Here is a 20,666-nt window from a genome sequence, read left to right as displayed (position 1 = left end):
AAAGCTTTCCTTTTTGCATAAAAAAGGCTATCTCTTTTGAGACAGCCTCTTTTATTTGTAAGGTAAATTGAATTATTTCAATTCTACTTCAGCACCAGCTTCTTCAAGTTGCTTCTTAAGAGCTTCAGCTTCGTCTTTAGAGATACCAGTTTTGATTGGAGCAGGAGCACCATCTACGATATCTTTAGCTTCTTTAAGACCAGCACCAGTTAAATCTTTTACTAATTTAACGATAGCTAATTTAGAAGCACCTGCAGACTTAAGAATTACGTCGAATTCAGTCTTTTCTTCAGCAGCTTCACCTGCAGCTCCACCTGCAACTACTACAGCAGCAGCAGCTGGCTCAATTCCGTACTCATCCTTAAGGATAGTAGCTAATTCATTTACGTCTTTTACTGTTAAGTTTACTAGCGTTTCAGCTAAATTTTTTAAATCTGACATTGTTGTAATGTTTTTGTTGATATTTTATTTATTTTTTGAGTCTAATTATTCAGCACTTGGAGTTTCTTCAGTGCTTTCTGCTGCAGCTTCAGGAGCTGATTCAGCAGGAGTTTCTTCTACAGCAGGTGCAGCTTCTTCAGCTTTAGCTTCTACTGTTTCAGGTTTGTTTTGAAGAGCAGAAACAACTCTTTGGATTGGAGACTGAAGTAATCCGATGATTTCACCGATCATTTCTTCTTTAGACTTAATGCTTACTAGAGCATCAAGGTTATTGTCACCAACATAGAAAGTTTCCTGTACAAAAGCAGACTTCAAAGCCGGCTTCTCTTCTTTTTTTCTAAAGTCTTTGATTAATTTTGCAGGAGCATTAGCCGTTTCAGCAACCATCAAAGCAGAGTTACCCTTGAAAGTTTCAAACATTTCAGAGAAATCTACTCCGTCAATTTGCTCCATTGCTTTTTGTAAAAGTGTATTTTTTACTACTTTCACTTTGATATTCTGCTTGAAAGCTTGTCTTCTGAAATCAGAAGATTTAGCAGCGTTCAAACCGTCTAGATCTGCTACGTATACTACTTTTGCATCCTGAAGCAAATCTTTGATCTCTTGTATTGCTACAACTTTTTGGTCTTTTGTCATTGTCTTAAGGATTTATATTAGTTTACAGATTTAGTATCAATTGCAATACCCGGGCTCATTGTAGAAGACAAATAAATGCTCTTTACATATGTTCCTTTAGCAGCAGTTGGCTTCATTTTGATCAATGTCTGGATTAATTCCTGAGCATTTTCTCTCAATTGAGCAGCATCAAAAGATACTTTACCAATACCTGCGTGGATAATACCATATTTATCTACTTTGAAATCAATTTTACCTGATTTTACTTCAGAAACTGCTTTTCCTATGTCCATAGTTACAGTACCTGATTTAGGGTTAGGCATCAAACCTCTTGGTCCTAATACTCTACCTAATGGTCCTAATTTACCCATAACAGCTGGCATAGTAACGATAACGTCAACATCTGTCCAACCATCTTTTATTTTTTGTAAATATTCGTCAAGACCTACATAATCAGCACCAGCTTCTTTAGCTTCTGCTTCTTTATCTGGAGTTACAAGAGCTAATACTTTAACGTCTTTACCTGTTCCGTGAGGAAGAGATACTACACCTCTTACCATTTGGTTCGCTTTTCTAGGATCTACTCCTAATCTTACAGCGATATCTACAGATGCGTCAAACTTTGCAGTGTTTACTTCTTTTACAAGAGCTGAACCTTCTTCAAGGTTATATACTCTTCCTTTTTCTACTTTGCTTAAAGCTTCCTTTTGCTTCTTTGTTAATTTTGCCATTTCTCTAAGTTTTAAGCGTTAGTTGGTTTAGTTCCTGTTACTCTCAATCCCATAGATCTAGCAGTACCTGCAACCATAGAAAGAGCAGAGTCTAATGTAAAGCAGTTAAGGTCTACCATTTTATCTTCTGCGATTTTCTTTACCTGATCCCAAGATACAGAACCTACTTTGTTTCTGTTTGGTTCTCCGGAACCTCCTTTAATTTTAGCAGCATCCATTAACTGAATTGCAGCAGGAGGAGTTTTGATTACGAATTCAAAAGACTTGTCTTCGTATACAGTAATTACTACTGGCAAAACTTGCCCAGGCTTATCCTGAGTTCTTCCGTTAAATTGTTTACAAAACTCCATGATGTTTACACCGGCAGAACCTAATGCAGGTCCTACTGGTGGAGACGGGTTTGCAGCCCCTCCCTTCACCTGAAGCTTTACCATTTTAAAGACTTTTTTAGCCATTTCTTCTTTTTTTAATTTGAATAATTAATGAGTTTGGAAGCATTTATTATTCAGCAGGTTACCGCACTCACATATAGTAAACCTACTTTTCGGACTGCAAAATTATAAAATATTTTTGAAATAGCAAATGGAATGAACTGATTTTTAGAAAGTTTTTACAAAATATTTTTAAAAAGAGATTTCATTTCAGCTTTAATATATCAATAATACAAAAAAAGCCATATCCAATGAATCGGATATGGCTTCAAGCTAAAATTAATTCCTTAGTGTTTAAAATCCTGAAGGCTTATTGAGTGTTTGAGCAGAACCATCTGTTCCCCCAAGATCAGTATTGATATCAGAAATATTTTGTTTTGTAATAAGCCTTTTATAAGCCATTAAATAAAATTCTACTGTGAAGTTATTATATAGCCTATTTGGATTGGCAGAAGTAAAAGCAATCAACTTGCTATTTGTAAATCTCGCTCTTAAATGCCAGGTTCCATTACTTCTAAACGCAGTAACATCAGGCGATCCTTGTGCATTATCATTCCTTCCATTATCACCATAATCAAGAGCTACATTTGTACTCCCGTCATTTAGTTTGAATGAATAATTATGTACGGTTACCAGAAAATTATTTGCATCTATTTTAGTATCGTAATCTGTTATCCCGGCACCAGATACTCCGGTTAGGCTCAGTTTTATATAATTAAATAATCCGCTTGTTTCCAGATTGGGATCATATATTTGTAGTGAATTTTGAGAAGTCGCTAAAAAATGCCCTCCTGTCATTGTAGGTTCCCCGGGATTTCTCATGTACAATGAATTCGTAAAAGTATCTCCGTTAACATCCAGTGTTTCTTTTGGGCTAGTTGTTTTAACGCCCACCTTACCTGTTTGAGCTTGCCATAACATTCCCATACATGCCATGACGATGATATAAATTTTTCTTTTCATAATCTTATTATTGAAGTCCTAGTGGTGTATTTGTTGAAACTCCTGAATAGGAAGGCGAAGCAGAAGCTGATACAGACCCTGTAAATGTTCCCCAATCTTTAATTAAAGACCTTTCATAAACATTTAAAGTAATCGTCCATGTACCATTCTGTGAAGAAACAGTACCAGCTCCTTTAAAAGCAAGGTTGATAGCATGATAAGTAGTACCTCCTTTTGCTACCTGGGTTACTTCTGTAGAGTATGAACCATATGATTTGGGGTTAGTTGAAGTATTCGCTGCAGACACAGCATCAGTAAAGATCGCGCCTGTAATGGCTACCACATATTTATTGACCTCTAATCCGGTATTCAAATTAACAACTTCATCCTGCCTCACATTTTTCATGATAATGTTATAAGCATTAACCGGAGCTACATCTCTTAAAGAAATATCAAGCATCTTTACTTTTCCTACAGGAGTAGTGTCTTTAGAGCGGGTAAGAAGAAAATAATTTCCTGTCGCCGGTGAATTGGTCGTATCTATTATATATGATTCTACTAACGTCCCTCCTACTACATCTAGGGTAGCTTGTGGAGTCTTTGTATTGATCCCTAATTGCGCATCGACACCTATGAAAGTACACGTTATAAAAAATAGTATGGTAATTTTTTTCATTATAAGTTTTTTTTATTGAAGTAAAGAAGTGGTTGCCGCACCAGTAGTAGATGCACCCATACCTTGTGTTCGGTTTATTTCTTTTGCATATGACCTATCAAAAACCAATAAATTCAAAGTCCAAACTCCTGCTGGTAATGTGGGAGCGGGAGCGAACCCTTGATAGTCTGCTTTTACTTTCCATGTTCCATTATTATAATAAGCAAAGATCTGAGGAACAGGTGTTACCCAATCAGGGCTGTTTGTTCTCACGGGCTGGGTAAAACCAAATGAAGAGATAACGACAAGAAACTTATCTGAGTTGATTTTAGTGTCATACTGATTCACCCAATCCTTATCAGAAGGATCACAGGTTATTTTGTATTGAATAAGGTTAATGGGTGCAGGCGAATTGGGTACAAAAGAATCGTTGTAAGCCGTAATTTTGTTTTCAGGAACTGGAGACTTGATAATGAATGTATAATTCTCACTCGAACCTAATTTTTCAATAGGATCTTTAAAGAACATACCTGATGTCTTCATCGTACCATTTACTGAGAGTTCTTTTTCAGGAGTTTTTGTATTAATCCCTACCTTACCAGTAGTCTGGGCATTGATAACCCCAATAATACTTGTGATAAGTACTATCGAAATAATTTTAGTCATTTAATTGTGTGTTTGCTTAGTGTTTAAATTACTCCTAGAAACTTCATTTCAAATTTTAACCGCTTATGGAGGTTCAAAAATCAAAAATTAGAAACTATTCATGTTTTCAAAAGAATACTTTACAAGAAACATGCCATGGAAATATCCATTTATTATCTAAAGATTTAGTTTTAATTAAATAACTATTAAAAACATACTAGGGAAAAGCATAAAATAAACAACAAACTTATTTTAACTTAAAACAACATTATTTTAGACAGACCACAATCAATTAATACAAACAAAAAAGCCACTCAAATGAGTGGCTTTTTTTATATCTTGCTGTATTTTCTATACTTTTTCTACTTGCATGTAGCTTAATTCCATTGGTGTCTTTCTACCGAAAATTAAAACTGAAACTTCAATTTTCTTTTTATCTTCAAGAATCTTCTCTACTGTTCCGTTGAATCCGTTGAAAGGACCATCGATCACTTTCACATTTTCACCCACTACATAAGGAATCTCAAGATCGGTAGCAAATTCTGAAAGCTCATCCATTCTTCCTAACATTCTGTTCACTTCAGATTTTCTCATCGGAACAGGATCACCTCCTTTTGTTAAACTTAAAAAAGAAATAACTCCAGGGATATTTTTAATAATGTGAGGTATCTCTCCCATTAAATCAGCTTCTACCATCAAGTAACCAGGATAGTAAGGTCTTTCTTTTGGAACTTTCTTACCGTTTCTCAATTGAATTACCTTTTCCATAGGAATAACCACTTGAGTAACGTACTGCTCAAACCCTAAACGTTTGATTTCTGTCTCAATATAGTTTTTCACTTTATTTTCCTGTCCGCTGATCGCTTTCAGCACATACCATTTCAATTCGCTCATTATGGGAAAATACTTTTTTTAGTTGAACACGTTAATTAGCATTCCAATTATGTTGCTTATTGCTTTAGAAAACAATTCGTCAACTCCAAAGGTAAATAATGACAAAATCACTGTTGCAATCGTTACTACAATTGTAGATGATTGTAGATCAGCCCATTTTGGCCATTCAACTTTATGTCTGAATTCGTTATAAGAACCTTTTAAAAAATCGATAAATGAACTCATAATTATTATTTGCACGGGCACAAGGATTCGAACCCTGATCAACGGTTTTGGAGACCGGTATCCTACCATTGGACGATGCCCGTAGATAAAAAGCTTCCGAGAGTTTCCTTTCGGAAGCTTTATTTATTTTAAGATATTAATCTAAGATTTCAGTAACCTGACCTGAACCAACTGTTCTACCTCCTTCTCTGATCGCAAATCTAAGACCTACGTTAAGAGCGATTGGTTGTAACAATTCTACAGTGATCTCTAAGTTATCTCCTGGCATTACCATTTCTACACCTTCTGGTAAGAAGATTTCACCTGTAACGTCAGTAGTTCTTACGTAGAACTGAGGACGGTATTTGTTGTGGAATGGAGTGTGACGTCCACCTTCTTCTTTAGAAAGGATATAAACAGAAGCTTTGAATTTTTTGTGTGGCTTAACTGAATCTTTCTTAGCGATAACCATACCTCTCTTGATGTCAGTTTTTTCAATACCTCTCAACAATAGACCTACGTTATCTCCAGCTTCACCTCTATCTAGGATTTTTCTGAACATCTCAACTCCTGTAATAGTAGAAGTTAATTTCTCATCACCCATACCAACGATATCAACTGGATCTCCAGTGTTGATAACACCAGCCTCGATTCTACCAGTTGCTACAGTACCTCTACCTGTAATAGAGAATACGTCTTCGATTGGCATCAAGAATGGCTTTTCAGTATCTCTTGGTGGTTGTTCGATCCAAGTATCAACAGCATCCATTAATTCTTCAACGCTCTTGAACCACTTATCTTCTGTGTTAGCAGGAGATGCAGTAGCTGCTGTAAGAGCTCCTAATGCAGAACCTTGAATTACTGGAGAGTTGTCTCCGTCAAATTCGTAAGTAGATAATAAGTCTCTAAGCTCCATTTCAACAAGCTCTAATAACTCTGGATCATCTACCATGTCAACTTTGTTCATGAAAACAACGATTCTTGGTACGTTTACCTGACGGCAAAGTAGGATATGTTCTCTAGTCTGAGGCATTGGACCGTCAGTTGCAGCACATACTACGATAGCTCCATCCATTTGAGCAGCACCAGTTACCATGTTCTTAACATAGTCGGCGTGACCTGGACAGTCAACGTGAGCATAGTGTCTTTTTTCAGTTTCGTATTCGATGTGAGCAGTATTGATAGTAATACCTCTTTCTTTTTCTTCTGGAGCAGAGTCAATTGCAGAGAAGTCTTTTTTCTCAGCAAGACCTTTGCTAGCTAATACAGCACTGATAGCAGCCGTAAGAGTTGTTTTACCATGGTCAACGTGACCAATAGTACCAATGTTCAAGTGTGGTTTGTTACGATTAAACGTTTCCTTTGCCATGATTTAAATTATTTATTTATTGTTTATTCAAATTTTCGGTTTGCAAATATAATGAATTTTTAAATACTAAAATCTTTTTTCAGAAAAAAGTTTCAATATTCAAATCCAAAGAATTACAACCCTATATACTTCATTGTATTGAAGTGCAAATTTACACAAATTTATCGATTGAAAAAAACTTTAGAAAACCTTTTATCAAAAAGCCTGATACCCAATTAATTTCAAGTTTTAAGAGTGGCTTTTTCTGAGGCATATTTCTCTCTGATTATACTTTTTTGCCTATTTCAAGTAATTAATATACACTATTATTTTAAAACTGATATTTCTTTAATTCTCAAACCTCTTTCAAGAAAGTTTACATCTTATTCTAACATTCTATAATTTGAATGAAATACCAGCATTAAATCTGTTGTGATCTCTTAGTTCGGTAAAAAATCCAGAAAATAATCGGGAAAATAAGCAATGTAAGAACCGTTGCAGTGATTAATCCTCCAATAATTACAATTGCCAAAGGCTTTTGAGATTCTGAACCTATACCGGTAGACAAAGCTGCTGGTAAAAGTCCTATAGATGCCATTAATGCAGTCATAATTACCGGTCTTGTTCTCGATTTTACTCCAGTAAATATAGCGTCATCAAGCTTCAATCCGTTTTTAACGTTCTGATGGAACTCACTAATCAGAATTACTCCATTTTGAATACAGATACCCAGTAATGCAATCATTCCTACACCGGCAGATATCCCAAAATTCATTCTTGTAACATGAAGGGCAATAATTCCTCCAATTAATGCAAAAGGTACATTCGCCAACACCAGAAGAGAATCTTTGATATTTCCAAAAAGGATAAACAACAGGAAGAAAATCATTAGAATACTTACCGGAACAACCTGTGTCAAACGATGTGAAGCTCTTTGCTGATTTTCAAACTGTCCTGTCCAGCCAATAGAATAGCCATCAGGAAGCTCAATTTTAGAAACTTCTTTCTGTGCATCTGCAATGGTTCCTCCCAAATCCCGGTCACGGATAGAGAATTTGACTCCTATATAACGTTTAATATCATCTCTGTAAATAAAGGCCGCTCCATTATCCTTAACAATAGTACTGATTTCCTTTAAAGGAATTTTTGCACCATCCTGCGTCGGAACCATCAACAAAGCAATATCATTCTCATCTTTCCTATATTCCTGAGCATAACGAAGTCTGATAGGAAACTTTCTTTCACCGTCAAACATCTCAGAAGCCGTTTTACCTCCGAAAGCCATTTCTAAAACAGCCTGGGCATCGGCAGGCATCACTCCATAAGCTGCCATTTTATCTCTATCCAATACTACGCTTACTTCAGGTTGCCCAATATTTTTGATGATTCCAGGATCTTTAACTCCCTCTACCTTTTTAATTTCTTTTAAAACTTCCTCAGCCAATCTGTCTAAAGTTTCCAGATTATCTCCATAAATTTTAATTCCGTTTTCTGCCTTAAATCCTGCTACTGCTTCAGCCACATTATCTGAAATAGGCTGAGAATAATTAAATGTAATTCCCTGGTAATTCCTTAGTTTTCCATCAATTTCCTGAATAAGCTCATCATAGCTGATTTTTCGTTTCCACTCATTCTTTGGCTTGAGATTAACTGCAAACTGTACAAATCCAAACCCATTCGGATCTGTTCCATCATTACTACGTCCTGTCTGAGCTAAAACATCCGTAACTTCAGAAAAGCTCATAATATCCTTTTTCAGAAGATCCGCTGTTTTCAACGACTCTTTTAATGAAGAGCTCATTGGCATTTCAGCAGTAATCCAAAGTGATCCCTCGTTTAATTGTGGTAAAAACTCCGTGCCCAGGAATTTTCCTGAGAATAAAGTGACTCCTAAAAAAGCAATAGCAACAATTAAACTCATTTTTTTATACTTAAAAGTATAGTTAAAACCTTTCAATACGATTCTATCCCAAAAGTTAACAAATGGGTTATTCTTTTCCCGGACATTTTTATTTAAGAGAATATGTGAAAGAACCGGCACTAAAGTTAATGTGAATATCAATGCACCCATTAAAGCAAACCCTAATGTAAATGCTAATGGTGAAAACATTTTACCTTCCACTTTCTGAAATGAGAAAATTGGAATTAAAGACGTAATGATGATTAGTTTTGAAAAGAAAATGGCTTTTCCCAAACCTGTTCCGGTCTGCTTAATCCATCCACCTTTGGCCATCTTATTGAACTTTTCCATCCCATATTTATGGGCTTTATGATCAAGAATTACAAAAATACCTTCCACCATGACGACGGCACCATCAATGATAATTCCAAAATCAACCGCTCCCAATGAAAGTAAATTGGCACTCATTCCGGCTAACTTCAAACACAGGAATGCAAATAATAAAGATAATGGGATAATGATGGAAACAATTAAAGTAGTCCTCCAGTCGGCCATGAAAATCAATACCATCACCGTTACAAGAACAATCCCCTCCATCAAATTGTGCATTACCGTTTCAGTCGTGAAATCCATCAGGTTATCACGATCATAGAAGGTTACCATTTTTACATCTTTCGGAAGAATCTTTTCGTTAAGCTCTTTAATCTTAGCTTTCACTCCGACTAAAACTTCTCTGGGGTTCTCCCCTTTTCTCATCACCACAATCCCTTCTACAGTATCTTCATGGTTATTTAATCCTGCCTGTCCTACTCTAGGCATAGAGCTTTCATGAACATTGGCAACATTCTTAACCAATACCGGATTCCCACTATCATTTTCAATCGTAATATTTCCAATATCAACGACAGATTTCACCAACCCTATTCCTCTTACCACATAAGCTTGCCCGTTTTTCTCAATAACATCTCCTCCAACATTCAAGTTACTTTTCGTAACGGCATCATATACCTGAAGCGGTGTAAGATTATATTTATCCAATGCTCTCGGATCAATACTTAATTCAAAGACTTTGTCCTGTCCACCAAAAACATTAATATCAGCTACCCCAGGTACGCCTCTTAATGCCCTGTCAATAACCCAGTTTTGTAAGGTTAGTAGCTCCCGGGAATCTTTGGTTTTACTTTCTAATGTATATCTGAAAATTTCTCCGGTTGGCCCATAGGGTGGCTGGACTTCAGGATCCACTCCATCAGGCAGGCTTACTGTTCTTAATTGATTATTGACCTGATTTCTGGCAAAAGTATCATCTACTCCATCATCAAAAAGAATTTTAACGATAGAAAGACCAAACATGGTCGTACTTCTTACACTTGTTTTTTTCTGAACAGGACTCATAGCCAATTCGATAGGAGTCGTTACAAAACGCTCCACCTCTTCTGCACTCCTTCCGTTCCATTGGGTAATGATTACAATCTGGGTATTGGTAACATCAGGAAAAGCTTCAATCGGCATATTTTTGAAGCTTATAAAACCAGCAACCGCCAAAATAGCTACCCAGATAAAGGTAAATGCTTTATTTTTCAGAGAAAAAGCAATAATATTTTTAATGAATTTATTCATAGTAAATTAATGAAGAATGGATAAACGGTTACGACTTTAATGAGCGATAAATCAGCAGCTGATTGTTGTTAATAACCTGCTCTCCTTCCGACAAACCTTCAGAGACAAAAGTAATATCGCCTACCTGTTTCAAAACCTTTATTTCTTTAACCTTAATATCTGCTCTGGATTTGTAAACAACAACAAAGTTTCTATTGTCATCAAAAATCACAGCATTAGAAGGAATAGTAATCGCCATATTATTTTCTGAATGTGAAACTTTTATCGTTGCTTTACTATCAGGAATGAGTAATCCGCTTGTATTATCCAGCACCACTCTTGCTTGCATAGCATTGGTTTCCGGATCAATAATTTTGAAAATTTTATCAATTTTTCCATAAAATATTTTATCCGGATAAGAAAGAGTAGAAACCTCAGCCTTCATTCCAAGACTAATTTTATCTATATCCGATTCATTAACGTTCATAATAGCCCAGACATTAGTCGTATTGGCAACATCAAATATATTATCACTTCTATCCGTCCTCAATTGCATATCTTTATTGATATTCTTTTGAACAATATATCCATTAATAGGAGCTACGACACAATAAATATTCCCTCTTTTCACATTATACACCGTACTCACGGCATTAGCTCTATGCAACTGATCCTGTGCTTTCTGTAATTGGCTTTTAGCTTCTAAGACATCTCTTTCTGTATTCAGTTTTCCTTCATACATTTCCTTAGCAACTCTTACATTATTTTGTGCCACCACCAAATCTGTTTTAGCATCACTTACATCTTTTTGTACTTCAGCTAATTCAGTACTTCTAATAGTAGCTAAGACTTGTCCTTTTTTTACATAGTCTCCCAACTCAACATTCACACTTAAAACATTTCCTCCCACTAAAGGGTAAACATCAATATAGTTATTTTTATCTGCAGATATTTTTCCATAAAAATTATGATCGTCTACAATATATTTCTTCTCAGCTTTTGCAAAAGAAATCGATTTAAACATCGTATTACTTAGTTCAAACCCTTTAGGTTGTGGTGTCTTCTCTTCTTCTTTTTTAGAGCAAGATGCTAGTGAAACAACCCCCAATGCAATAATTATATATTTTTTCATGTTTTTAATAAAAGATTTTAGTTTGTACCAGTTGATTAAGCTGTTCAGCAGATTGGATAAGGTCATTTTTCATGTCATAGATCTGCAAAGCGGTCTGTCTGTAACTCTCCATAAAATCTGTGAATTCAATAAAACTTACATTTCCTTTTTTAAAGTTGGTCAACATACCATTATAAACAAGTTCCAGATTATTTAAGTCACTATCTTTGATCTCTGATAGCTGATCGTATTGACCTTTCCAGGTTCTGTAAGATGACAGTACCTTTGTTTCTAAATCCAGCTTTTGATACTCTGCATTTTTTTGATTTTGCTGAATCGCAAAATTGGCTTTTTCCACATTTCCCTGATTGCTTTTCCATAATGGCAAAGGAATACCTACCATCAGATTGATTTCATTTCTAAAGGTTCCTCCATTCTGATCCCATCCCGCACCTACGTTAAGATCCGGAACATTCATTGATTTTTGCCAAAGCGCATACAATTTGCTATTATCAATCAATTTTAGATTATACTGATAATCTGCATTATTTTCGAGGGCTTTCTTTTTTAATTCTTCTTCATCACCAAAAGGTTGACTGGTAAGAATCTCTGATGCTTCCGATTCTGAAAGCTGTGGTTCAATATCTTCTGTAATTCCTGTTAAAACTTTTAAAGTTTGTTCAACAGCAATAATATTTTTATTGATTTCTACTTTATCGTTATTGAGCTGAATGACAATACTCTGCAACCTCACTTCATCTTTAAGAGAAACATTCCCTTTTGCAGACTGTACTTTATAAGCACTCAGAAGCTCTTTCATATACCCCAACTGCTTATTGACGTTTTCCAGTTTTAATTTTTGATAATAAAGATTATAGTAAGTGGTACGTAGCTGGGTTTTAAGATCAACCAAAAGTTGAGAGAATTGGAGCTGAGTCAGCTCTTTATTAGATTTTGCAAAGGCAATTTCATTCTTTTTTTTGCCGCCCATATAAATCAATTGGGTTACTTGTGCAGCTTTGGCATGTGCCACATCAAATACTTTTTTGTCCTGGGGATTATAGGCGTTAATTTGCCCGCTTAGCTGAGGAAGCTCCCAGATTTTAGCTTGTATAATATCAGCATCGGCCATATTGATATTATACTGCTGAGCCAGCAGCTGAAGATTATTCGCCTGGAAAGCATTTTCACAATCCAGGAGTGACATTTGCCGTTGTGCTGTCATGAATGAGGAAATGACAACAAACAGTCCTGCAATTTTGTTCATTCTTTCAATTATTATTTGTGATACAAAATTGCTAAGACACGATTAAAACGAACTTAAATGAGGCTTAAAATAATATTAAATTTCATTTTTTAAATCTAATACTGAAATTATTTATATTTTCTGATGGAGAAGAATAGGTAATATCAGCTCCGTGATATTCCAAAATCCTTTTAACAATGCGAAGTCCCAGTCCTGAGCCTGAAATATTCTGAGAATTGTTTCCCCGCATAAAAGCCTCAAATAGTTTCGACTGCTCATCTTCCGAAATAGTACTTCCCTGAGAAGTAACATCCACAATCAGTTCTGAAGTGGTCTCAGTAATGAGAACATCTACTTCAGTATTATCCGAATATGCCGCTGCATTTTTGAACAGATTGATAAATACGATGTCCAGCAATGATTGTATCCCTTTTATGGTTAATAGTGCTTGTTCCGAAGTTTCTTCAGAAATTAAAAAATCCATTTTCAGATCCGGATAACTTTTTTCTACCGTTTCAAAGGAACTGAATATAACTTCATCAATTCTTACCTCCTCATATAAGCTCTGAATATTCTCTTTATCAAATTTAGTTAGGAGAAGTAACGAATTCGTAAGATCAGACAATTGATAAACATCTTTCTGAATTTGCCGTAATGAAGATAGGGTCTCAGGAGAATGCTGTTCAAATTTTATCAGGTTCTCCAACTGAAAAGCCATTCTTGTAATGGGTGTTCTAATTTCATGCGATGCGCTCGCCGTAAAATCTTTTTGAGATTGAAATACATCATTTAATCTTACAATCATAGTATTGAAAGACTGGGCCAGGATACTGATTTCATCCTGAGATTGTTTTACCGGAATTTGTGTTGTCAATTTATGCGCTGTTACTTCAGAAATCTCTTTATTAAGGTCCTCCAATGGCCGGAGAAACTGCCCCATAAAATAATAACTAAAAAGACCGATCAGAAGCGTACTCATGACATATGCTGCAATCAAAAGATATTTTAAATAAGATAGCTTAGATTTACCATTACTGTCATATGCACTTGTAAGAATGTAATAATCTTCGCCTTTAATATTTTTTACCGCTGCATATACCTCTGGAATCGTCTTTTCCGTATAGATCGTTTTCCTTTGATCCAATTCTTTCAGTAATGCTGCATCCCAGGTAACATTCTGGTCTTTGATGGTACTATAGATTAGTTCTTTTTGTGCATTGAAAATAAGAATTTTCTCATTAAGGAGAATATTATCAGAGTTCTCATTAAAAAAAACAGGAGCTTCTTCCTCGAAATCTTTCGATTCTGAAATAAAATGACAGGTAAACTCCAGCCTTTGCCTGAACCTCTCTTTGAATTCATCCCTTCTGAAATCATTAAAAGACATATAAATAATCACCATCACAATACCAAAAAGTAATGAGAAGGCAATACTTAAATTTAAAGCGATCTTTCTTTTTAATGACATTTAGAGGGGACTTAAATAGTATCCAAACCCCGAACGTGTATGGATAAGTTTAACTTTAAAATCTTTATCTATTTTCTTCCTTAAAAAATTAATATAAACTTCTACTGTATTCGTATTGGTATTAAAATTATGTTCCCAGACATGTTCTGTGATCTGTTGTTTAGAAACAGTCCTTCCTTGTGCTTCAGCCAAATAATCCAGTAACTGAAATTCCTTTAGTGTAAGATTGATTTCATTTCCGGCTCTGAAAACCTTTTGTTCTGTCTTATTAATGATGAGATCATCGATTCTGATAATTTCCTGATCAGAATTATCAACAGGTGTTTTTCTTCTTAATAGTGAGTTTACACGTAGCAGTAATTCTTCAAATTGAAAAGGTTTTACAAGATAGTCATCAGCAAGTCTGGTAAAAGCATCTTTTTTATCGGAAAGATCTCCGTAAGCAGAAATAATAATGATGGGGGTATTTTTATCAAAAGAACGGATCGTTTGACAAACATCCAGACCATTGATCTTTGGAACATTAATATCCAGAAGATACAGGTCATAAGATTTGTTTTTAATCTGACGAAGAAAAGTTTCTCCATCATAAATTTTATCACAGGCGAAATTATTTGATTCTAGAAACTTACAAAGCTCTGCAGAGAGAATAAGGTCGTCTTCTAATAAAAGTATGTTCATCAAAAATTATTTATACGAATTTAATGAAAATTTTTATGATTATGTATTTAAAGTGTCACCTTCTAAATTTTATTCCAAGGTTTGTGAAAAATGATTATGAATAAGAGATCGACTATACTTTCATGAACGCAATAATAAAGGCAAAACACTCGTCATCTATCCAAAAATATTTTCATTACAATTTATTTTTTGAATAAAAATATAAAGTAAACGGAATAGGAAAATAAAATTTTGAGCAAAAAAAATCCCGAATCATATTCGGGATATAATGGAGAGCCAACTACGGGACTTGAACCCGTGACCTCTTCCTTACCAAGGAAGCACTCTACCGCTGAGCTAAGTCGGCATTAACCAAAAAAATCACACTTTATAGCGTGATTTTCTTTGAGCGGAAGACGGGGGTCGAACCCGCGACATTCAGCTTGGAAGGCTGACGCTCTACCAACTGAGCTACTTCCGCAATTTTGTTTCCAAAACTATTGGTAAACGCTATGCAAACCTACAAAAAGTATTCTAAATTTGCAACTTTTTTTTCTAATATAAAATGTGGGAAGAGCAGGATTCGAACCTGCGAAGCCGAAGCAACTGAGTTACAGTCAGTCCCATTTAGCCACTCTGGAATCTTCCCTCATGTTTATATTAAATTGAGCCTCCAGAGGGATTCGAACCCACGACCCCGAGATTACAAATCACGTGCTCTGGCCAACTGAGCTATGGAGGCAATTTAAAAAAAAGAACTGAAAGCTTTCAGAGCTACTCTACTCTGTGCTACATCAGTAGTAAAAAAAAATCACGCCCATTGGTGTGATCTTATTGAGCGGAAGACGGGGGTCGAACCCGCGACATTCAGCTTGGAAGGCTGACGCTCTACCAACTGAGCTACTTCCGCAATTTTGTTTCCAAAACTATTGGTAAACGCTGTGCAAACCTACAAAAAGTATTCTAAATTTGCAACTTTTTTTTCTAATATAAAATGTGGGAAGAGCAGGATTCGAACCTGCGAAGCCGAAGCAACTGAGTTACAGTCAGTCCCATTTAGCCACTCTGGAATCTTCCCTCATGTTTATATTAAATTGAGCCTCCAGAGGGATTCGAACCCACGACCCCGAGATTACAAATCACGTGCTCTGGCCAACTGAGCTATGGAGGCATATTTTAAAAAGAATTCAAAAGATCACTGTTCCCTTTTTGCGAGTGCAAATATAGAACGGATTTTTTGAATTCTCAAACTTTTTAATAACTTTTTTCAAAGTTTTTTTCTATGCCGTCTCTTTTTTCTTGATTAATAGCTTCTTAGCAGTATCAACGCAAAGGTCCAAACTTTCTTCAAAACTTGTAGCCGTCTTTTTTACGACGATATCGTCTCCCGGAACCGCTAAAATAATCTCTGTAGTTTTGTTTGCTTTATCCGAGTTATTTTCAACTTTTAAAAAGATTTTGCACTCATGGATCTTATCATAGAAGGTCTCAAGTTTGCTTACTTTTTTTTCAATGTGTGATTCTAGTGGTTCGTGTGGAGTTAAACCAATTGATTGTACTTTGATCTTCATAATTCTTCTTTTTTAGACGCTCGAGGATGAGCCTGATTAAACACTTTTTTCAATTGTTCGATATTAGCATTCGTATAAACTTGAGTACTTGCAAGACTGGAATGTCCTAATATCTTTTTTACTTTCGAGATCTCGGCCCCATTATCTAAAACATGCGTAGCAAAGCTATGTCTTAAAATGTGAGGACTTCTTTTTTCTTTAGAAGTTATAAGACTAAGGTACTTATTAACTACTACATAAACAAATTTTTCCGTTAGTTTTTTACCTTTCTTATTCACGAAAAAATATGATTTATACTCGTCATTCGGCTTCCTTAATCCCAAGTAACCTTGAAGCAAATTTGTTAAGTCCTGAGATATGGGAACATATCTTTCTTTATTCCCCTTACCTATAATTTTTAACTCATTTCCATCTAAATTAACATTCTCAAATATCAAGCCACAAAGCTCTGCTTTACGAATCCCTGTCTGATATAAAACTTCCACAATACATTTTTCCAAAACATCGGGAGCCTTATCAAAAATAGCATCATTAAGAAGCTCCATTTCTTCTTTTGACATGGGAATTTGCTTCTCTGCGTAAAATTTGAGGGAGGAAATACTTTCCGTAGGAGAAACCTTAATTTCGCCTATCTTTAAAAGGAAGAGATAAAAACTACGAAGTGAGGAAAGCTTTCTGTTGATACTTCTTTTGGAAATATTATTTTCACTGAGGGCTACAATAAAATTTCGGATGACTTTTTTATCTGCCTTGGAAAGGTCTTCTGAAGATTCGGTCTTGAGATAGAAATAGGAAAAATCTTCAAGATCTTTTTTATAGCTTGTAATGGTATGAGGAGAGTACCTCTTTTCAAACTGTAAGTATTCTAAAAATTTATTCAACATTACATTAGCATATAAAACAAAAATTCACTCCTCAAATATAAGTATTTAAGAAGTGAATTTAGTATTGTTTAAGAAAAATTTCTTAAGCTTGTTCTTCTTTGCTTAACGCTCTTTGTTTGTAAGCCGCTTTCAATCTAGCTTGTCTTAACGTTACAGAAGGCTTAATAAACTGTTGTCTAGCTCTTAACTGACGAACTGTTCCAGTTTTATCAAATTTTCTTTTATATTTTTTTAGCGCTCTATCGATGGATTCACCATCTTTTACAGGAATTATTAACATACTTTACATCTCATTTTGGATTGCAAAAGTATATATTTTTTTCTTAATACACAAACTATACCTTTTAAAATTTAAAATATTATTTAGTTAACATAACATAATGCCAATTTTTCATATATTTGTGATACATATGTTTAACACAGAAATACATACATAATAAAAAATAACAAAAGACATGAAAAATTACCTTTTTACAAGAGCTATATCCTTAGCTCTTATTTTTGCGCTGCCTACAGTTGCAGTAGCACAGGTTGGTATTAACACCAACACTCCAAATCCTGACTCAGCGCTAGAAGTTACTTCTAATAGTCAAAACAAAGGATTTTTATCTCCGAGGGTAGCCTTATCTTCCACTTCCTCAGCTACTCCATTAGCAGCTCATGTAGAAGGAATGGTAGTATACAACACCGCGACTGCAAATGATGTTGTTCCGGGATTATATTATAATGACGGCACAAAATGGTCTTCTGTGAAGCCAGCTCCAGATGACACATCAGGGACCGTATTAACTAAAGTAAAATACAGAGGCAGAAATCTCGAGGCTAATGGTTATAATAAACCCACCCTTAAAGTCCCTTCAATGAATATGGAGTTCAGGTTCGCAGCTACCGGATCATCTAATTATTTGGAAGTAAGACTATTATCTCAACCAGCTAATGATATAACATATTATGCCAATCAACTTTGGTTTGGAAGTAGCACCAACGGGAATATAAAATCCGTAACCTTCACAACAACAAATTGGAATGAATGGTCCCGAGATATTTCAAGTGGCAACTGGACTAGCCCTTGGGGATTTCAATACCAAATCTCCACCAAAGATGGGATAATACCCGGAAGCAATGATTTACTGGCAGGAAACTTCTATGGGTTCAATAATTACGGAAATGGAGCAGGAATAGAAAATGAAATGTATGTTCTAGCATTTGACCAATATTAAGGTCTGAGAAAGCTTAAGAACTGTAATGATGCTCAGCAAGGCATCCATAATCAACATAATCTATATTAAAATTAAAAATTATGAAAAATCATTTGACCCATATTAAGACCCTATCTTCAGCGTTTTTTTTATTAATTTCTTCGGCCGCAATAGCTCAAGTAGGAGTCAATACAACCAATCCAGATCCAGACTCAGCTCTAGAAGTAACCTCTAATAATAAGAACAAAGGTTTTTTACCTCCAAGAGTAGCATTAACATCTACATCTGCTGCTTCACCACTTGCTAACCATGTAGCAGGAATGGTAGTTTACAACACCGCGACTGCAAATGATGTTGTTCCGGGATTATATTATAATGACGGTACAAAATGGTCATCAGTAAAACCTGCCCCAGACGACACATCAGGAACTGTATTAACTAAAATAAAATACAGAGGGCGAAATATCGACACTAATGGATACAACAAACCTACTCTGAAAGTACCTACTATGAATATGGAATTCAGGTTTGCAGCTACCGGTGGCTCTAATTATCTAGAAGTAAGACTCCTGTCTCAACCAGCTAATGATATAACATATTATGCTAATGAATTATGGTTTGGAACTAGAACAAACGGAGGTGCCCAGTCTGTAAATTTCACAACAACAAACTGGAATGAATGGACCCGAGCTATTTCAAATGGCTCATGGCACAACCCTTTTGGTTTCCAATATCAGATTTCCACTAAAGATGGAGTAATACCTGGAAGCAATGATTTACTGGCAGGAAACTTCTATGGTTTCAATAATTATAATAATGGATCAGGAGTAGAAAATGAAATGTATGTTTTAGCATTTGACCAATATTAAAATAAGCTGACAAAAACTATTTGAACATGCCGGAATTTCTATTCCGGCATTTTTAGTATCGTTAAGAGAATCTTTACACTTCTATAAGCATCACTCAGGATTACTATCCATTTTACTGTTAATATACTCCTGAGGGGTCATCTTATATCTGGATTTAAAGACTCTATTAAAAGTAGATCGGTTATAAAATCCAATAGCAAGGTAAGCTTCCTCCATCGAAGCCAATTCATTTTTATTATTAATTAGTGCAATAAAAGCATTCAGCCTAAACTCATTCAAATAGGCTTTGAAGTTATTCTTTGTAGAGTTATTGATTGCTGAAGAAACATACTGCGTATTAGAGTGCACATCCCTAGCTAGGTCCTTCAGGCTATATTCAGGATTTTTCCAGGGCTTTTGGATATACATAAAATCCTCAATTTTTGAAAATAATTTTTCATAAATCGGGATAGACAAATCATCATCTGGAAAACTCCCCCGGATTAATTTTACTTCTTTTTGTTTATTCAGACCATAAAAGCCCTCGATGATTATATTATTTTCATTTAAAAAAGTAAAAACTGATTTAAATTTCAAAATCTGAACAACATAATAAAGCGAAACAATGAATAAAACAAAAGCACATCCTAACATATAGGTATTCGTAACCTCATGATAAAGACTAGTTTCAGATCCGGCTTTGACACCCCCAAAATAATGATTATAAAAAATACTTAGAGGAATAGCCGCTAATAGACCTATTGCAATATAGATAACCTTTCTGGTGTTGTAAAATAATAGTAATGTCACTGAAAATATAAAGACATAAGCAACAATATTCGGAAAGTTGTGGTAATACAATATGGTAAGGATAACATTCAGAATCATTAGATATACCACTGTAAGCTTACCTATCCTCTGAAAATCATAATTTTCTGAAATTCGGGTAAAAACATAGCACGGAGCCACCGTGAAAATTAAAATCAGGTCGAAAAATAAATATTTAGTCCCCAGAAAATAAAAATCAAATGATATGGTAATAACCTGTTTCATCAACAACAGAAAAATGATTTTTCTGGCGAAAGAATACTCCAATTGTTTGATCTCATTCGTTACCTCATCTGTTATTCTATTCATAACACAATATTATTATATAAAAAGAAAATTCACAAATTGCAATATGCAATATAGTGTATTATTTTCCTATATCCAAACTTAAAATAATACTACATATCAATAGGTTACATTTTTTAGAAATAACACATCTCTTTTTT

At 35.1% G+C, this 20,666-nt stretch carries 21 protein-coding genes and 8 tRNA genes; 2 read left to right on the top strand and 27 right to left on the bottom strand.

What is annotated here, in order from left to right:
- Positions 1 to 72: 72 nt before the first annotated feature.
- The 26 genes from rplL to rpsU form a co-directional block, all read right to left on the bottom strand.
- Positions 73 to 441 carry a 50S ribosomal protein L7/L12 gene (gene rplL / locus CJF12_RS17065; protein ID WP_034687413.1) on the bottom strand — a complete coding sequence of 123 codons (369 nt, stop codon included), beginning with the start codon at positions 439 to 441 and terminating at the stop codon, positions 73 to 75.
- A gap of 45 nt (positions 442 to 486) precedes the next feature.
- Positions 487 to 1,077 (bottom strand): 50S ribosomal protein L10, encoded by a 591-nt coding sequence (rplJ, locus tag CJF12_RS17060; protein ID WP_034687411.1) that lies wholly within the window; start codon positions 1,075 to 1,077, stop codon positions 487 to 489.
- Between the two features lie 17 nt (positions 1,078 to 1,094).
- Positions 1,095 to 1,787, bottom strand: a complete 693-nt coding sequence (rplA, locus tag CJF12_RS17055; RefSeq protein ID WP_034687409.1) for a 50S ribosomal protein L1 — start codon at positions 1,785 to 1,787, stop codon at positions 1,095 to 1,097.
- A gap of 11 nt (positions 1,788 to 1,798) precedes the next feature.
- Positions 1,799 to 2,242, bottom strand: a complete 444-nt coding sequence (gene rplK / locus CJF12_RS17050; protein ID WP_034687406.1) for a 50S ribosomal protein L11 — start codon at positions 2,240 to 2,242, stop codon at positions 1,799 to 1,801.
- A gap of 270 nt (positions 2,243 to 2,512) precedes the next feature.
- The gene (locus CJF12_RS17045; RefSeq protein WP_034687405.1) at positions 2,513 to 3,181 is read right to left on the bottom strand and encodes a hypothetical protein; all 669 of its coding nucleotides are present in this window, start codon (positions 3,179 to 3,181) and stop codon (positions 2,513 to 2,515) included.
- Between the two features lie 7 nt (positions 3,182 to 3,188).
- The gene (locus tag CJF12_RS17040; RefSeq protein WP_034687402.1) at positions 3,189 to 3,836 is read right to left on the bottom strand and encodes a hypothetical protein; all 648 of its coding nucleotides are present in this window, start codon (positions 3,834 to 3,836) and stop codon (positions 3,189 to 3,191) included.
- Between the two features lie 12 nt (positions 3,837 to 3,848).
- The gene (locus CJF12_RS17035; RefSeq protein WP_034687400.1) at positions 3,849 to 4,481 is read right to left on the bottom strand and encodes a hypothetical protein; all 633 of its coding nucleotides are present in this window, start codon (positions 4,479 to 4,481) and stop codon (positions 3,849 to 3,851) included.
- Positions 4,482 to 4,811: 330 nt separating this feature from the next.
- Positions 4,812 to 5,354, bottom strand: coding sequence for a transcription termination/antitermination protein NusG (nusG, locus tag CJF12_RS17030; RefSeq protein ID WP_034687398.1), 543 nt, complete (start codon positions 5,352 to 5,354; stop codon positions 4,812 to 4,814).
- An 18-nt stretch (positions 5,355 to 5,372) separates the two neighbouring features.
- On the bottom strand, positions 5,373 to 5,579 hold the full coding sequence (secE, locus tag CJF12_RS17025; RefSeq protein WP_034687424.1) for a preprotein translocase subunit SecE: 207 nt from the start codon (positions 5,577 to 5,579) through the stop codon (positions 5,373 to 5,375).
- A gap of 12 nt (positions 5,580 to 5,591) precedes the next feature.
- Positions 5,592 to 5,662 (bottom strand) — tRNA-Trp (locus CJF12_RS17020).
- Positions 5,663 to 5,715: 53 nt separating this feature from the next.
- Positions 5,716 to 6,927 carry an elongation factor Tu gene (gene tuf, locus CJF12_RS17015; RefSeq protein WP_034687396.1) on the bottom strand — a complete coding sequence of 404 codons (1,212 nt, stop codon included), beginning with the start codon at positions 6,925 to 6,927 and terminating at the stop codon, positions 5,716 to 5,718.
- 400 nt (positions 6,928 to 7,327) lie between these two features.
- The gene (locus CJF12_RS17010; protein WP_034687394.1) at positions 7,328 to 10,426 is read right to left on the bottom strand and encodes an efflux RND transporter permease subunit; all 3,099 of its coding nucleotides are present in this window, start codon (positions 10,424 to 10,426) and stop codon (positions 7,328 to 7,330) included.
- A gap of 28 nt (positions 10,427 to 10,454) precedes the next feature.
- Positions 10,455 to 11,537 carry an efflux RND transporter periplasmic adaptor subunit gene (locus CJF12_RS17005; protein WP_034687422.1) on the bottom strand — a complete coding sequence of 361 codons (1,083 nt, stop codon included), beginning with the start codon at positions 11,535 to 11,537 and terminating at the stop codon, positions 10,455 to 10,457.
- A gap of 4 nt (positions 11,538 to 11,541) precedes the next feature.
- Positions 11,542 to 12,783, bottom strand: a complete 1,242-nt coding sequence (locus CJF12_RS17000; protein ID WP_084675686.1) for a TolC family protein — start codon at positions 12,781 to 12,783, stop codon at positions 11,542 to 11,544.
- 82 nt (positions 12,784 to 12,865) lie between these two features.
- Positions 12,866 to 14,230 (bottom strand): ATP-binding protein, encoded by a 1,365-nt coding sequence (locus CJF12_RS16995; protein WP_034687392.1) that lies wholly within the window; start codon positions 14,228 to 14,230, stop codon positions 12,866 to 12,868.
- Positions 14,231 to 14,911 carry a response regulator transcription factor gene (locus CJF12_RS16990; RefSeq protein ID WP_034687389.1) on the bottom strand — a complete coding sequence of 227 codons (681 nt, stop codon included), beginning with the start codon at positions 14,909 to 14,911 and terminating at the stop codon, positions 14,231 to 14,233.
- Between the two features lie 274 nt (positions 14,912 to 15,185).
- Positions 15,186 to 15,257: transfer RNA gene (locus CJF12_RS16985), tRNA-Thr, on the bottom strand.
- Positions 15,258 to 15,298: 41 nt separating this feature from the next.
- Positions 15,299 to 15,371, bottom strand: a tRNA-Gly gene (locus CJF12_RS16980).
- A gap of 87 nt (positions 15,372 to 15,458) precedes the next feature.
- Positions 15,459 to 15,539, bottom strand: a tRNA-Tyr gene (locus tag CJF12_RS16975).
- A 19-nt stretch (positions 15,540 to 15,558) separates the two neighbouring features.
- Positions 15,559 to 15,632, bottom strand: a tRNA-Thr gene (locus CJF12_RS16970).
- Positions 15,633 to 15,727: 95 nt separating this feature from the next.
- A tRNA-Gly gene (locus CJF12_RS16965) sits at positions 15,728 to 15,800 on the bottom strand.
- Between the two features lie 87 nt (positions 15,801 to 15,887).
- A tRNA-Tyr gene (locus CJF12_RS16960) sits at positions 15,888 to 15,968 on the bottom strand.
- A gap of 19 nt (positions 15,969 to 15,987) precedes the next feature.
- A tRNA-Thr gene (locus CJF12_RS16955) sits at positions 15,988 to 16,061 on the bottom strand.
- A gap of 109 nt (positions 16,062 to 16,170) precedes the next feature.
- Positions 16,171 to 16,461 carry an HPF/RaiA family ribosome-associated protein gene (locus CJF12_RS16950; RefSeq protein WP_034687387.1) on the bottom strand — a complete coding sequence of 97 codons (291 nt, stop codon included), beginning with the start codon at positions 16,459 to 16,461 and terminating at the stop codon, positions 16,171 to 16,173.
- Positions 16,458 to 17,345, bottom strand: coding sequence for a tyrosine-type recombinase/integrase (locus CJF12_RS16945; RefSeq protein ID WP_034687385.1), 888 nt, complete (start codon positions 17,343 to 17,345; stop codon positions 16,458 to 16,460). Before CJF12_RS16945 ends, CJF12_RS16950 begins: the two co-directional genes overlap by 4 nt.
- Before the next feature lie 82 nt (positions 17,346 to 17,427).
- The gene (rpsU, locus tag CJF12_RS16940; protein WP_034687383.1) at positions 17,428 to 17,625 is read right to left on the bottom strand and encodes a 30S ribosomal protein S21; all 198 of its coding nucleotides are present in this window, start codon (positions 17,623 to 17,625) and stop codon (positions 17,428 to 17,430) included.
- 175 nt (positions 17,626 to 17,800) lie between these two features.
- On the opposite strand from rpsU, the gene CJF12_RS16935 reads away from it, so the two are divergent.
- Positions 17,801 to 18,565: a hypothetical protein gene (locus CJF12_RS16935; RefSeq protein WP_051887390.1), complete on the top strand. Its 765-nt coding sequence runs from the start codon at positions 17,801 to 17,803 to the stop codon at positions 18,563 to 18,565.
- 80 nt (positions 18,566 to 18,645) lie between these two features.
- Positions 18,646 to 19,413 carry a hypothetical protein gene (locus CJF12_RS16930; protein ID WP_051887389.1) on the top strand — a complete coding sequence of 256 codons (768 nt, stop codon included), beginning with the start codon at positions 18,646 to 18,648 and terminating at the stop codon, positions 19,411 to 19,413.
- A gap of 90 nt (positions 19,414 to 19,503) precedes the next feature.
- Here CJF12_RS16930 and CJF12_RS16925 read toward each other — a convergent pair whose 3' ends face one another.
- A complete protein-coding gene (locus CJF12_RS16925) occupies positions 19,504 to 20,529 on the bottom strand; it encodes a helix-turn-helix domain-containing protein (RefSeq protein WP_034687381.1) in 1,026 nt (341 codons plus the stop codon).
- Positions 20,530 to 20,666 lie beyond the last annotated feature (137 nt).

The sequence above is a fragment of the Chryseobacterium piperi genome (assembly GCF_002285635.2).
Lineage (GTDB): Bacteria > Bacteroidota > Bacteroidia > Flavobacteriales > Weeksellaceae > Chryseobacterium > Chryseobacterium piperi.
The sequence above is the reverse complement of the archived record's forward strand: the minus strand, read 5'-3'. Positions and strand labels throughout refer to the sequence as shown.

Bases quoted from the DNA above. Each gene is read 5' to 3' on its own strand.
- rplL (WP_034687413.1), bottom strand. From the start codon at position 441: ATGTCAGATTTAAAAAATTTAGCTGAAACGCTAGTAAACTTAACAGTA.
- rplJ (WP_034687411.1), bottom strand. From the start codon at position 1,077: ATGACAAAAGACCAAAAAGTTGTAGCAATACAAGAGATCAAAGATTTG.
- CJF12_RS16935 (WP_051887390.1), top strand. From the start codon at position 17,801: ATGAAAAATTACCTTTTTACAAGAGCTATATCCTTAGCTCTTATTTTT.
- rpsU (WP_034687383.1), bottom strand. From the start codon at position 17,625: ATGTTAATAATTCCTGTAAAAGATGGTGAATCCATCGATAGAGCGCTA.
- secE (WP_034687424.1), bottom strand. From the start codon at position 5,579: ATGAGTTCATTTATCGATTTTTTAAAAGGTTCTTATAACGAATTCAGA.
- CJF12_RS16995 (WP_034687392.1), bottom strand. From the start codon at position 14,230: ATGTCATTAAAAAGAAAGATCGCTTTAAATTTAAGTATTGCCTTCTCA.
- CJF12_RS16925 (WP_034687381.1), bottom strand. From the start codon at position 20,529: ATGAATAGAATAACAGATGAGGTAACGAATGAGATCAAACAATTGGAG.
- CJF12_RS16945 (WP_034687385.1), bottom strand. From the start codon at position 17,345: ATGTTGAATAAATTTTTAGAATACTTACAGTTTGAAAAGAGGTACTCT.
- CJF12_RS16990 (WP_034687389.1), bottom strand. From the start codon at position 14,911: ATGAACATACTTTTATTAGAAGACGACCTTATTCTCTCTGCAGAGCTT.
- rplA (WP_034687409.1), bottom strand. From the start codon at position 1,787: ATGGCAAAATTAACAAAGAAGCAAAAGGAAGCTTTAAGCAAAGTAGAA.
- CJF12_RS17000 (WP_084675686.1), bottom strand. From the start codon at position 12,783: ATGAACAAAATTGCAGGACTGTTTGTTGTCATTTCCTCATTCATGACA.
- CJF12_RS16950 (WP_034687387.1), bottom strand. From the start codon at position 16,461: ATGAAGATCAAAGTACAATCAATTGGTTTAACTCCACACGAACCACTA.
- tuf (WP_034687396.1), bottom strand. From the start codon at position 6,927: ATGGCAAAGGAAACGTTTAATCGTAACAAACCACACTTGAACATTGGT.
- CJF12_RS17010 (WP_034687394.1), bottom strand. From the start codon at position 10,426: ATGAATAAATTCATTAAAAATATTATTGCTTTTTCTCTGAAAAATAAA.
- CJF12_RS17035 (WP_034687400.1), bottom strand. From the start codon at position 4,481: ATGACTAAAATTATTTCGATAGTACTTATCACAAGTATTATTGGGGTT.
- CJF12_RS17005 (WP_034687422.1), bottom strand. From the start codon at position 11,537: ATGAAAAAATATATAATTATTGCATTGGGGGTTGTTTCACTAGCATCT.
- CJF12_RS17045 (WP_034687405.1), bottom strand. From the start codon at position 3,181: ATGAAAAGAAAAATTTATATCATCGTCATGGCATGTATGGGAATGTTA.
- CJF12_RS17040 (WP_034687402.1), bottom strand. From the start codon at position 3,836: ATGAAAAAAATTACCATACTATTTTTTATAACGTGTACTTTCATAGGT.
- CJF12_RS16930 (WP_051887389.1), top strand. From the start codon at position 18,646: ATGAAAAATCATTTGACCCATATTAAGACCCTATCTTCAGCGTTTTTT.
- nusG (WP_034687398.1), bottom strand. From the start codon at position 5,354: ATGAGCGAATTGAAATGGTATGTGCTGAAAGCGATCAGCGGACAGGAA.
- rplK (WP_034687406.1), bottom strand. From the start codon at position 2,242: ATGGCTAAAAAAGTCTTTAAAATGGTAAAGCTTCAGGTGAAGGGAGGG.